This window comes from Gelidibacter japonicus (genome assembly GCF_010725055.1).
Classification (GTDB): Bacteria; Bacteroidota; Bacteroidia; order Flavobacteriales; family Flavobacteriaceae; genus Gelidibacter; species Gelidibacter japonicus.
This window is the reverse complement of record NZ_BJKB01000005.1, coordinates 55754-69143: the sequence shown is the minus strand read 5'-3', so window position 1 is coordinate 69143 and position 13390 is coordinate 55754. Positions and strand designations below refer to the sequence as shown.

Genomic DNA, 13390 nt, shown 5'->3' with positions numbered 1-13390 from the left:
GATTTGTTATGGGATAGGTCCATTTCTCAAATTCTGATCTTTTAATCTTTTTGTCACCCGATCTAAAATGACTTTATAGAGTGGAAGGAAAAACAGCGCGTTGATGATTATTTTAAAAATATAATCAACAGTGGCAATTTCGACCAGATTTTCCGCAAGATAGGGGTCTGAGGTTTTGTAAAAGGCAATGAAAAAAAATGTCAGGGTGTCCATAAAATTTCCAAAGATGCCCGAAGCCAATGGCGCATGCCACCATTGTTTATGCTGCCGAAGTTTATTGAACACGAAAATATCTAAAATCTGCCCGACCACATAGGCCGCGAAACTCGCGATGGCGATGCGCGCCACAAATAGATCAAATCCAAAAAACGCGTCAAATCCCAGCCAAATGCCGTGACGAAAACCAACGGTAATCAAGTAGGAAACCAACAAGGCCGGAAACATGGCATAAAAAATAATCCGTCGTCCCATTCGCGCTCCAAAAAGACGCACGGTCAGGTCTGTTGCCAAAAAGATGAACGGAAAGGTAAACGCACCCCAAGTGGCCTTGAAGCCGAAAATGGAGATCGGAAACTGTACCAAGTAATTGCTTGACGCAATAATAAGAATGTGAAATCCGACCAGTAATAATACAAGTCGCGTGTTTTTAATAGAGGACATAAAGCGTTTCTTAGTTTTTTAACGTGGGAGAATTTCGAACCACGTGTCCCATTTTATTATGGACAATTAAGGGCGCAAGATAGCTACTATTTTGGTGGTTTTAAAGTTATGAGTTAAGAGTTATGAGTTATGTTTTGAGTTTCAGAGTTACGGGTTCATGTTTCAAGATTTTCAACTTTAACTTCCCGCCTTCACTTCGCTTCGGACGGGCAGGCAATTTCGATATTTAAAACGTATCAATTTTACCAAAGTGTTTCGGCGTGAGCAATAAAATAATGAGCGTAAGCAGTCCCACGGTCAATAAACCGATATAGACCGTGTGTGTCGAATCGAAAAATGCGTGTTGCAAATAGTTTTGAACGCTATCGTCTGAATGGGCGGATTGTAACACCTCTACAACCTCATTTACTTTGGGTAATGCGCTTAGTAAATTTTCTGGGGCTTCCGTCATTTTATCAAATAGCACCGAATTAAAAATAGCGGCAAAGATGGCAGCTCCCAAACTTTGCCCGAAATATCTCGAGAACATACTGGCGCCTGTCACAACGCCTCTTTGTCCCCAATCTACGGTCGATTGCACCCCAACCATCAAAGGCGTAGAAATCAATCCAAAGCCCGCCCCCATAAGCAGCTGGATAGCCACCAACGTCCATACCGAACCTGGGTAAGGCATGAATAAGAAGCTTGACACGGCAATGAGTACAACGGAAATGCCGCACAGTGCGGTGTTTCTAAATCCAATCTGTAGATATAACTTTCCCGAAAGTGACGACGATATCGGCCAGGTGATACTCATGCTCGCCAATATAAAACCTGCCATAATCGCCCCAACTCCAATGACCGATTGTGCAAAAACAGGTAAAAACATATTGGGGCCCATAGTCATACAGCCCATGCCTATGGTCGCCAAATTGGCACCTACAAGAACCCGTTTTCGCCAGACCCATCTGGGCAGGATGGGGCTTTCGGCACGCGATTCGATCTTCATGGTTGCATAAACTAAAACGGCTGCGATGCCTGTGAAAATAAGTGTTTCATAAGAAATCCACTCCCAAGATTGCCCACCTTGCATCAATCCGAACATGATAAATCCGCCTGTGACCAATAATGCCAAAGCACCAAGCCAATCGATTTTTGCGTATTTGATAGGCTTGTTTTCTTTAAGAAAAATACTGATCATGATAATAGAACCAATTCCAACGGGAATATTGATCAGAAAAATCCAACGCCAAGAAGCATAGTCGGCCAAGGCGCCACCTATGGTTGGGCCCATAATAGCCGAAACGCCCCAAACACTGGAAAGCCAACCCTGGATTTTAGCGCGCTCTTCAAGCGTATAAATGTCGGCAGCAATTGTATTGACCGTTGCCATAATAGCGCCAGCGCCAACCGCTTGCAAACCTCGAAACACAATTAAGCTGATCATGTCCCAAGCCCCGGCACAAGCGGCAGAGCCTAAAAGAAATACAATAACCCCATAAATAAGAATGGGTTTGCGTCCGTAGATATCGGCGAGTTTTCCGTAAATGGGAATCGTAATGGTTTGGATCAGAAGATAAATAGAGAATAACCAACTAAATAATGAAAACCCACCCAAATCGCCCACAATTTGCGGAATGGCCGTAGCTACAATCGTATTGTCCATGGCCGCTAAAGCCATGGTTATCATTAAAGCCGCTAAGATCCAGCCTCTACCTTTATGGCTTTGGACGTCGTTAGTCATAAAATTATTGCGTTTTAGTTTAATTCGCGCAAAGTTAAAACTTAATCGACGAATGCTTGAGACCTTTGGCAGAGATTTTAGTCGACTCAAAAAAATGAAATAAACGCATTTTAGAATCTATTATCGAATCCTACATTATTGAATGAAATCTGATAAAATTGAGGATCGGAAAAAAAATGCAATATAAATTGAACCATCTAAACGATGATCACAGCGTATCCGCAAAAAAAACAGCAAATTCAAGAGATTGATTTTATTTCCTGCTGCAATAAATACCTTGAATTATATGGTTATATTCATCCACATTTTCATGCCAACATGATCAACTATTCCACAACATATAGAAATAAGGCCGATTTGGAAGGTATCTCCACTTTGCAAAAAGCCAATCTGAAAAAGAATCTATCAAATCAGGAGATTGAGACCTATGGTTTTGTGACTGTTGACCATAGCCTGGAAATGCTTGAAAACTTAAATTCCATTGAACCCCAAATTGTGGCTAAAGACGATAAGGAAGTTATTGGCTATGTGTTGGCGATGACAAAATTATCAAAGTCTGATATTCCTATAATTCTCCCGATGTTTGAGGAATTCGAGAAAATCGATTATAATGGTCAATTGGTATCAGAATATAATTATATGGTTGTTGGACAAGTTTGTGTTCACAAAAATTACAGAGGCAAGGGCGTTTTTGAAAAGTGTTTTCAACTTTATAAAGATACATTTGCCGATCGCTATGACTTTTGCATCACCGAAATCGCTTTGGCCAACCATCGCTCAAGAAATGCCCATAAAAAAGTGGGGTTCAAGGAAATCCATATTTATACAGATTCATATCAAACCCAATGGGTCATTGTGCTTTGGGATTGGAGCGATTCTTATCCGCATATCTAAGGCTGGAACTCATGATTTACTACTAAAATACATGTAAACAATGTCAAAATTAATTCGGCATAAATTCAAAATTGACGAGTGGACTTTAGAATACATAGAGAAGAAAAACTTCGAATTGATCCGACTTTTCCTGATTCATAATCAACATTGCATCTATTTCGTTCTATTGCGGTCCAAGGAGGTCAAAAGTATTTTAAGTTTTATAACAAGAAAAGGATGCATCTTGAGCAATTCGGCCGTTGTTGGTGTATTCCACCAACATTCATGTCGTAATTATCGAAAGCTCATCGACCATAGAGACACTTATTTATGACATAAATCGGTTGTCCTTTTAATCACGGTGTCAAATGTTGTTTTACGACTCTGAAGATTATTTTAGAGTCAAAACAACATTGAGATAAAATCTGAGGCAACCTTAGCTTAAGCTCCATAAAATGATGCTAGTTGATACTACTTTTAAGCCAATTGAAATAAACTTCTAATTCTTAGAAACAAAATAATTAGCAACAAAATCATAAATTGTCGTAAAATCCTACTAAATTACTCCCGTATTATCAACAATAAGAAATGATGTTAATTTAAGATAAATAATCACTTGGTATATAATCAATAGATTTAGCCCTATTTGATATTTTAAACTACCAAAACAAGGACTCTCGGAGTACTAAATTGATTTTCACAAATAATTCTTAATTCGCAGCTCTATGGTACGATATTTTCAAACTCTAAACGTTTTGATTTTTGGAATTTTAATTTTAGGATGTTCCTCTACAAAAAGCCCTGTTGAAACGTCTGTAAATGGTGAAACTGTAGCTATTATTCCAAAACCACAAGTATTGACGCACCACAATGGTGTATATCAATTACCTCAACAAAACACCATCTCTTTTTCAGGATCTTCAGAAATAGCAGCACAATGGCTTAGTGAATTACTTCAGGATGCCAACCTACAAAGCACTATACGGGCCAATTCCAAACGAGGAAACTTTAAATTGATCCAAGACGCTGATTTGAATGGCCAGTTGGGTGAGGAGGGGTATTTTTTGGATATCGATAAACGAGGTATAACGATTAAGGCAGCGGGAGAGGTTGGATTATTTTATGCCATACAGAGCTTGACGCAGGTTTTGCCAGCAGATTTGAAAAGCAGGTCAATGGATTCGAAGCCTCTGACACTGCCTCACCTCCATGTGGAAGATTTTCCAAAGTACAGCTGGCGAGGTAATATGATTGATCTAGCCCGTAGTTTTTTTGGTGTGGAATATTTAAAACGGCATATTGACAGAATGGCGCTCTATAAGATGAATCGTTTACATCTACATTTAACGGATGATCAAGGTTGGCGTATTGAATTAAAAAGCAAACCACTTCTTACAGAAATTGCGGGTAAGAGTGCCGTTAAAAACGGAAAATCTGGATTTTTATCCATAGAAGACTATAAGGAACTGCAAGATTATGCGACAGAACGGCATGTGGTCATCATTCCGGAAATTGATCTGCCAGGACATATTTATGCGGCCTTAGTGGCTTATCCAGAGCTTAACTGCGATGATTTGAGTAATCTTAATCCGAAAATGGCCACACCACCAGAATTATTTGATGGCTACAAAGTGGGATGGAGTAAATTATGCCTCACCGATCCTGAGACTTATAACTTTGTAGCCGAGGTTTTAAGAGAAGTGTCGGCAATGACTGTTGGTCCTTGGCTGCATATCGGTGGCGATGAAATCAATGATGACCTCTATGAAACGTTTGTGGTAAAAGCGGATTCCATGGTAAGAAGTTTTGGGAAGATCCCGATAGGTTGGGAGGAAGTTTCTAAAGCTGATGTAAGCCAGGAGTTGATAGTTCAGAGGTGGAACGGCAAAACTACACCCTTAAAAAAATCAAAAGTTATTGAGTCCATTTGCACGAGTTTTTACTTTGACCATGCCAATGTAACCGGACAGGAAAAAACCAACAACTGGTGTCAAAAATCTGGTGTGTCATTGGAAGATGTTTATAATTTCAACGATAAGGCCGACGAAATCATTGGACTGGAGGCACCCGTATGGACAGAGTTGGTAGTTTCGGATGCCATGTTGGACAACCGACTTTGGCCTCGATTGATGGCGGTTGCGGAAATTGGCTGGTCGTCGTCCCACGATGATTTTAAAGAGTTTTCCAAACGTTTAAGCCTGCATAAATCGAGACTGGAAGCTCTGGAAATAGACTTTTATCCTGCACCAGAACTTAATCCATAATAAGTGTGCATTTGTGAGCATTCATTTGATCTCTCAATCTATATATCTTAACATCTGATATAAGAATTAGCGGCACAGATTAGATAAGTATAACACGACGTCGCTCATGTTTAAGATCTATTATTGATCCTGACCGATCTTTCTTTCTCTGTTAATAGTCCATCATCATATTCTGATAAGATTTTGATTGCATGAAGATGGAGGAAAACCCTTCATCCAAATCTTTTGTGATGTCTGTTGTAAACAAACGGCAATCTTTCCTTAGGGTTGATTTCATAAATGGGTTTTATGGGCCGAGGCTTATATTATTAATGAAAAAAACGCTAATCACTGCCATATCTATCTTTTATCAAATTTCTAAAAATGCGTGTTTGAGGTATAAATATGGCATAAATGTCGAAATAAGCCTCATAAAATGTGCATATTTTTGGTTTTTTTCGTAAAAAATCTGCAATTTTAACATTTTTTAAGAAAAAAATCCTTAATATTGATTGTCTAAAATTGCTTAGTCAAATAGTGCCGTGCAATTTGAATATTTCAATATCAACTAATAACAATTTATTAAAGGGGTTCACATTATGGAAAAACGATTACTTTTAATTTTACTCTGCTTTATGGGATTTCAAGCTTTTGCCCAAGAGCGGATCTTGACCGGAAAGGTCATTGACGAGAAAGGTTTGCCGGTTTCAGGGGCTTCAGTGTATATCAAGAACACGAGTAAGGGCACCGTGAGCAATATGGACGGGAATTTTACTTTTGCTGCGCCAGATAATAATGATGCAGTATTGGTGATTTCATCCATTGGTTTTGACACCCAGGAAATAACCATCGGGACCCGTACCCGGTTTGATGTCACGTTAAAGGAAGACTTGGAAGGCCTTGATGAAGTGGTGGTCACTGCATTAGGGATCAAACAAGAGAAAAAGGCCCTTGGATATGCCGTGACTGAAATCAAAGGTTCTACCTTGGCAGAAACACAACGTGAAAACTTTATCAATGGTTTAGCCGGTAGGGTGGCTGGAGTTGAAGTCAACAGTACTTCGGGACTTCCCGGATCTTCTTCATCCATTGTCATTAGGGGGATCAGTTCGTTGAGTGGAAACAATCAGCCCTTATTTGTAGTGGATGGTCTTCCTATCAGTAACAATACCACCGCCACTTCAGTTTTTGCTTCCTCTCTTAATACGGCAACCTCATTTGAGAATAGAGGTATCGATTTTACCAATAGGGGTGCTGACATCAATCCTGAAGATATTGCCTCGGTAACCATTTTGAAAGGTCCGGAAGCAGCAGCTTTATATGGAATAGAAGCGGCCTCAGGAGCAATTGTGATTACTACTAAAAGAGGACAGGCTGGTACGCCGCGAATCGATTACAGCACAAGTATGAGAGTAGATCGGATTGTGGAATATCCGGAAATTCAGCAAGTTTATGATAGAGGTGCCAACGGATATACTGAGGAAGGCAACGAGGAACTGTATTATTTTGGACAGCCTTATCCGGCAGGAACACAATTTTATGACAACGTGAAGAGTTTCTTTCGTGATGCCTACAGTCAAAAACATAATATTTCGGTTTCTGGAGGGAGTGAGAAAACCCAATACCGTGTATCTGCATCCAATACAAGTTCAGAAGGTTTTATTCCCAACACAAGCTTGGAGAAGTTGAATTTGACATCTGCGCTCACTGCAGAATTCAACCGATTTCTATCTGCCGATGTGACCTTTGATTATACCCGATCAGATAATGATCAAACTTTTAGAGGTACTGGTGGTCCGTTGTTACATTTGTTATTATGGCCATCTACAGATGATGCCAGTAATTATTTGACACCGTCCGGCAAAAGACGGGATTACGCGGAATATGCCAATGCGGTTGAAAATCCATTCTTCAATGTCAATAAGAACATTCTCAACTCCCTGACTGATCGTTATAAATTAAACACATCAGTCACGGTGACGCCATTAAATTGGTTGAAGTTCGTGGGACAGGTAGGAATTGACTATTTCACTACCAAAAGCACAATTGTAAGGCACCCGGAATCAAACACCGGAAAAAGTCGTAACGGTATATTTGATCAGGCCTTGGTAACTACAAGAAATCTGACGTTTCAATATTATACGCAAATTACGCCACCAAAATTGTTAAACGATAAGATTACTACGGATATCAAAATAGGTAGTGCGGTGTATGATTACAATACGTTCAGCGCTGCAGCCGGGGGTGAAAACTTTCAAGCGCCTGATTTATGGTCCATAAACAATACCGATTTAAAGACCCATAGAGCATTCAATAATTTGACTGAGCGTCGCTTGGTGGGTGCTTTTGCTACCTTCAATGCCAATTATGACAATATGCTCTTTCTAAGTTTAACCGCCAGAAATGACTGGAGTTCTACCTTGCCCAAAAAGAACAATTCCTTCTTTTATCCATCCGCAGGTTTGAGTTTTGTCTTTACGGAATTGGAGCCTTTAAAAGGCATCAAGGATGTGCTGTCTTATGGTAAACTGAGAGCTTCTATCGCTCAGGTAGGAAAGGATGCTAATCCGTATAACATACGACCATTTTATACAAATGCTTTGACTACGGGAGGCGGATTCAGATATGGATTTACCGGACCAAGTTTGGATTTACGACCTGAAATGACCACCTCTTATGAGTATGGTATTGAGCTAAAATTATTTAAGAACAGGTTAGGGTTTGATGTTACCTATTTTAATAAAAAATCTGTAGATCAAATTGTCCAGAACCTAAGGCTCAGCTACGCTACAGGTTTCGTTCTTATGACATTTAACGCCGGAGAGATCCAAAACGAAGGTATTGAATTCCAATTGAATGCCACACCTGTAAGAACCGACAACTTTAGTTGGGATATTTTGGCCAACTATACTCAAAACAAGAGTGAGCTTGTAAAACTTCCTGGCGATGTTCAAGAATTTTATAATTCGGATACCTGGCTATACGGAAACGTACGTGTGGGATCGAGAGTGGGTGGTCCTTTGACTACATTCACCGGATACGATTATCAGCGCAATGACCAAGGCGAGGTGTTGATCAATCCTTCCAACGGATTACCAATATTGAACACGAGCGAATGGATCATCGTTGGAGATCGAAACCCTAAATTCACCATGGGTCTCACCAATACCTTCAGATATAAGAACTTCTCCTTGAACTTCCTGTTGGATTTCAGAGTTGGCGGCGATGTCTATAATGCTACGGAACATTATTTAACCACAAGAGGATTAAGTAAAAGAACCTTGGATAGGGAAGTGCCACGAATTGTAACAGGGGTGCTAAAAGACGGGAACGAAAATTCCGCCAATCCTACCGAGAACAATATTCCAATTGATCTGTACCGCAACTCAACCTATTGGAGTTCAATCTATCCACATCAAAGTTTTATTGAAAAGGATATCAATTGGGTGCGTTTAAGAGATGTTACCTTAGGTTATAATTTGCCATCAAGCTTTTTGGATAGAACTAAGTTCTTAAGAAGCGCCAGTTTATTTATCACAGGGACTGATTTGTTCTTATTTACAAATTATTCTGGTTTAGATCCTGTGGCTAATGGAAACTCTGCTGCTGTAGGTGGTGCTGGAGGAGCAGGATTGGATTACGGAAACTTTCCGCTTCCAAGAGGATTGAATTTTGGATTAAAAGTTGGATTTTAAATAAAAAAAGCGATGAAAAAAATACTATATACATTTTTAATAATTACCGGTACATTGGCCTTTTCAGGTTGTTCTGATTATTTAGACGTCAATACCAATCCCAATGGACCGGATGCACTTTTGCAACCTGAACTTTTCCTGCCACAGATACAATCTGAGATGGCAGTAGCCGTACAATGGGACGGACGTTTCACAGGGTTTTACACTCAAAACTGGGCCCATACCTCTGGAGCAGGCTATTCGCTCAACCTCCATAACAATCCGTTGTCCGACTCTTATGCGCAACTCTGGAGAGCGGTTTATTGGAGTATGGGATACAATCTCTCCGATATGATCGAAAGCGGGGAGCTCAATAAAAAGTATGATTTTGTCGGAGTAGGGCATATCATGAGAGCTTACGGGTGGCAGATGTTGACCGACTATCACGGGCCTGTTATTGTAACAGAAGCCTTTAATTCCAGTCAGCGCGTTTTTAATTATGATGAACAATCTGTGGTTTATGAAGAGATTAAAAGACTGTTGCTCTTGGGAATAGAAAATTTGGAAAGAACGGACGGATTGAGCCCTACCGATTCTGGCTTACGTGAAGCTGATCTTATCTATAATGGCGACCGTGACAAATGGATAAAATTTGCCTATGGCCTGCTTGCCATGAATGCCCAGAGGCTAACCAACAAGAGTTCTTATAACGCCGATCAAGTGATTGCCTATGTTGATAAGTCATTGGCCGGAAACCAAGATGATGCCAGCATCGGTTTTGATGGCACGATAAGTTCTGATACCAACTTTTTTGGTCCTCTGAGAGATAATATCGGATATTACCGTCAGACGAAATTTATGATAGGACTTCTTGATGGCACCAATCCAGAACTTACAGATCCAAGCCTCATTGGTGCTGACCCATTGCCTGAAAATTCTGCCGAACATCTTAAAGATCCGCGTATTACCGCTATGATGGCACCATCTCCAGATGGACAGTACCGCGGCGTTTCTCCCGAATTAGGAATCAACGAATGGTCTTCTGCAGAGGCAAGCCAAGTGCCTAAGAATTTCTGGAACGAGGTGGGCTATAAAGGCTCATCGCCGTCACCTCAGATTTATTTCTTTAATAATTCAGAGAGATTTCCATTGATGACCTATGCGCAATTACAATTTATCAAGGCAGAAGCTGCATTTATCTCCAATAAAAAAGATGTGGCGCTTACTGCCTACCAAGAGGGCGTAAAATCGCACATGGAGTTTGCCAAACAATATGCGCCGGATCCTGCAACTTTTGAAGAAAGAAAAGCAGTTTATTTGTCCAGTTCCGAATTGTTTCCAGTGGCTACTGAAGATTTGACCTTATCCAAGATTATGCTTCAAAAATATATCGCCACGTGGGGATGGGGCTTTTTCGAAACTTGGTCTGACATGAGACGTTATCATTATGACGTTGATGCTGCCGATCCTGTCTATAAGGGCTTCGAACTTCCAGATCCATTGTATATTACCAATAATGGTAAACCGGCCTATCGTGCCAGACCAAGGTATAACTCAGAATACATGTGGAACAAAGCAGCATTAGAGGTTATTGGTGCCTATGAAGAAGATTATCACACTTATGAAACTTGGTTTAGCAAACCTGAATAACTATAAAATTATGAGAAAGTCATTCAATACTATACTACTATTATTCGCAGTAAGTCTCGTTTTTAATGCGTGCGATGAAAATGCAATTCCTGAAGTTACAGAGAATGTCCCTGATGGAGGAACCTATGGCAAATTCTTTTTTCATGTACAAAATGCTCCAGAAGTCAATTTCTATTTTGATGAAAAAAAGGTGAGTTCAGTAGCCTCATCCACATCTGATGAAGTCAAGGGAAATGCCTACGGATCTGTTTTTCCATCCAACGCCTATGCCTTGATCCCATCGGGCACTTTTAATGTGTCGGTGCGAGATTTGGAAGGAAATACGGTGGCTGCCAATTCCCTGACCTTTGCCGCTGATTCACATTATTCAGTGTATCTTGGCGGTACAGAAGAGAACTATGAGATCTTTACTATCGAAGATGATCTTCCAGAAGCTAATTATGAAAAGATCTATTGGAGATTTGTCAATTCCATGGCCAACATGCCGTTTGCAGTGGATGCTTATGCGGTTAGAGCTGCGGTTCCAGCCACAGAGAATACGCCTGCTGAACCTGTTGAGATCGTCACTCTGGGTACAGGCCTAGCTTTTAAACAAGCAGGAGACTATAAAGAATTAAAGCCTGGAAAATATAACTACAGGATTTTTGAATCGGGGACTGATTATGATGTGGAAACATCGACACCTTATATTCAAAACACCATTACCCTTGGAAGTTTGGGTAGAGTATATTCTACACAAATTAGAGGAACCTATGCTCCTACACCAAGTTCAAAAAATATTGATTATTGGAGAGAGCGCTAAGCCTTATTTTAAATCCTTAAACTGAGAAAGAGACACCCAAATGTGGCTCTTTCTTTGTTAAATAGGATAAGACTAAAATGTGAACTTTCAATCCATTCTAATCTTACTTTCTTATGTCAACACACATTCAATCTATTGTTTTGATGCTGCTTTGTGGTATCGTGCTAAATTCTTGTAAACCTATAAAACCTTCAACTTCTACTTCGAAAACTGGCGTGGAATTTCCACAAGGACCAAATAACGAGGTAGGGGAAGACCAAAGGACAGTCACGGGGCAACAATTCAGGAACAGCCCTGAAGTGATGCGCGAATTTAGAGCGGCTTGGATTGCAACGGTCGCAAACATCAATTGGCCCAGCAAACCCGGACTGTCCACCCAAGAACAGCAGGAGGAAGCCCTGAAATTACTCGATCTTTTAAAGGATCACCATTATAACGCCGTAATTTTTCAAGTAAGGCCCCAGGCAGATGCCTTATACAACAGTTCCTTGGAGCCTTGGTCTTACTTTCTTTCGGGAGAAGTAGGGAAAGCTCCAGAACCTTGGTACGATCCACTCAGTTTCTGGATCGAAGCTGCGCACGACAGAGGTTTGGAGCTGCACGTATGGTTGAATCCTTATCGTTCACATCATACAACCGGAGGTGATTTGAGTCCAAAATCGTTGGTAAAAACACACCCTGAAATTATGGTGCCATTGAAAAACGGAATGTGGTGGATGGATCCTTCCAAAAAAGCGACCCAAGATCACTCCGCAGCAGTTGTTATGGATATCGTAAAACGATATGATGTTGATGGGGTTCATTTTGACGACTATTTCTATCCATATACCTCCTATAATGATGGACAGGATTTTCCAGACTCCATAAGCTATCAAAACTATTTAAATACAGGAGGCTCACTGTCAATACCGGATTGGAGGAGAGATGCGGTCAATAGTTTTGTGCAACGGATCTACAACGAAATCAAAGCAGAAAAACCTAAAGTCAAATTTGGTCTGAGCCCATTTGGGATTTGGAGACCTGGCCACCCAAGTTCAATTGCCGGTATGGATCAGTATGATGCCCTCTATGCTGATGCCAAGCTTTGGCTAAATAGGGGATGGATCGATTATTTCACACCGCAACTGTATTGGAAAATCAACCAAATTCCACAAAGTTTTCCAGTGTTGTTGGGGTGGTGGAAAAGTGAAAACACCTTAAACCGGCATTTGTGGCCAGGAATCAGCTTATACCATGGTGGTGGTCCTGAAAATGTTGATGAAACCATCAATCAGATTATGATCACCAGGGGCATGCTTCCTGAAAGTCTGGGTACCGTCCATTGGAGTATCAGTCCGTTGATCACCTATCCCAACCTTGCGCAAGGCATATTAAATGGGCCTTACAAAAAACAGGCCTTGGTTCCTGCGAGTCCTTGGCTCAACAGTAAGCTTCCCGATGCCCCAAAGGTCCACACCAAAATTGAGGGACAAAAAGTGGTTGTCTCTTGGGACCCAATAGGATCTGAAGAAGTCTTTAAATGGGTGGTTTTCTATAAATATGGCCAAAATTGGGAATATAAGATTTTGGACAGGACTTACAAGACAACGGAATTGCAATTGCATAGAACCACCAATGAAAATCAGCTGGCTTTGTCGGCCATTGGGATTACGGCGATAGGTAGAACTGGAAACCAGAGCAGTTTTAATGAAATTGAATTGAACATGAAATAATGTCAGAGTTGTTCCAATGCAATAGAAAGTGAAGCAGTTTTAATTCAGTTTTG

At 40.6% G+C, this 13390-nt stretch carries 9 protein-coding genes and 1 riboswitch; of the genes, 6 read left to right on the top strand and 3 right to left on the bottom strand.

Features of this window, described 5'->3' with window-relative positions; genetic code table 11:
- Positions 1-6: 6 nt before the first annotated feature.
- Both G6N06_RS06870 and G6N06_RS06865 read right to left on the bottom strand, forming a co-directional pair.
- Complete coding sequence (locus G6N06_RS06870) at positions 7-660, bottom strand: 7-cyano-7-deazaguanine/7-aminomethyl-7-deazaguanine transporter (RefSeq protein ID WP_163515331.1); 654 nt, start codon at positions 658-660, stop codon at positions 7-9.
- Positions 661-664: 4 nt separating this feature from the next.
- Positions 665-709, bottom strand: a riboswitch (PreQ1 riboswitch).
- Between the two features lie 177 nt (positions 710-886).
- Positions 887-2383, bottom strand: a complete 1497-nt coding sequence (locus G6N06_RS06865) for an MDR family MFS transporter (RefSeq protein WP_163515330.1) — start codon at positions 2381-2383, stop codon at positions 887-889.
- A gap of 204 nt (positions 2384-2587) precedes the next feature.
- Here G6N06_RS06865 and G6N06_RS06860 point away from each other — a divergent pair, with 204 nt between their 5' ends.
- Positions 2588-3277, top strand: coding sequence for a GNAT family N-acetyltransferase (locus G6N06_RS06860; protein ID WP_205334735.1), 690 nt, complete (start codon positions 2588-2590; stop codon positions 3275-3277).
- A gap of 704 nt (positions 3278-3981) precedes the next feature.
- Positions 3982-5520 carry a beta-N-acetylhexosaminidase gene (locus tag G6N06_RS06855; RefSeq protein ID WP_163515329.1) on the top strand — a complete coding sequence of 513 codons (1539 nt, stop codon included), beginning with the start codon at positions 3982-3984 and terminating at the stop codon, positions 5518-5520.
- A 151-nt stretch (positions 5521-5671) separates the two neighbouring features.
- Here G6N06_RS06855 and G6N06_RS20010 read toward each other — a convergent pair whose 3' ends face one another.
- Entirely contained in the window at positions 5672-5797 is a 126-nt protein-coding gene (locus G6N06_RS20010) for a hypothetical protein (protein WP_262890103.1), read from the bottom strand.
- 301 nt (positions 5798-6098) lie between these two features.
- Between G6N06_RS20010 and G6N06_RS06850 the strand changes: the two genes are divergently transcribed.
- The 4 genes from G6N06_RS06850 to G6N06_RS06835 all read left to right on the top strand — a co-directional run bounded on the left by G6N06_RS06850 (position 6099) and on the right by G6N06_RS06835 (position 13337).
- Complete coding sequence (locus G6N06_RS06850; protein ID WP_163515328.1) at positions 6099-9194, top strand: SusC/RagA family TonB-linked outer membrane protein; 3096 nt, start codon at positions 6099-6101, stop codon at positions 9192-9194.
- Between the two features lie 12 nt (positions 9195-9206).
- The gene (locus G6N06_RS06845) at positions 9207-10823 is read left to right on the top strand and encodes a SusD/RagB family nutrient-binding outer membrane lipoprotein (RefSeq protein WP_163515327.1); all 1617 of its coding nucleotides are present in this window, start codon (positions 9207-9209) and stop codon (positions 10821-10823) included.
- A 10-nt stretch (positions 10824-10833) separates the two neighbouring features.
- A complete protein-coding gene (locus G6N06_RS06840) occupies positions 10834-11625 on the top strand; it encodes a DUF4397 domain-containing protein (protein WP_163515326.1) in 792 nt (263 codons plus the stop codon).
- 113 nt (positions 11626-11738) lie between these two features.
- Positions 11739-13337, top strand: a complete 1599-nt coding sequence (locus G6N06_RS06835) for a glycoside hydrolase family 10-like protein (RefSeq protein ID WP_163515325.1) — start codon at positions 11739-11741, stop codon at positions 13335-13337.
- Positions 13338-13390 lie beyond the last annotated feature (53 nt).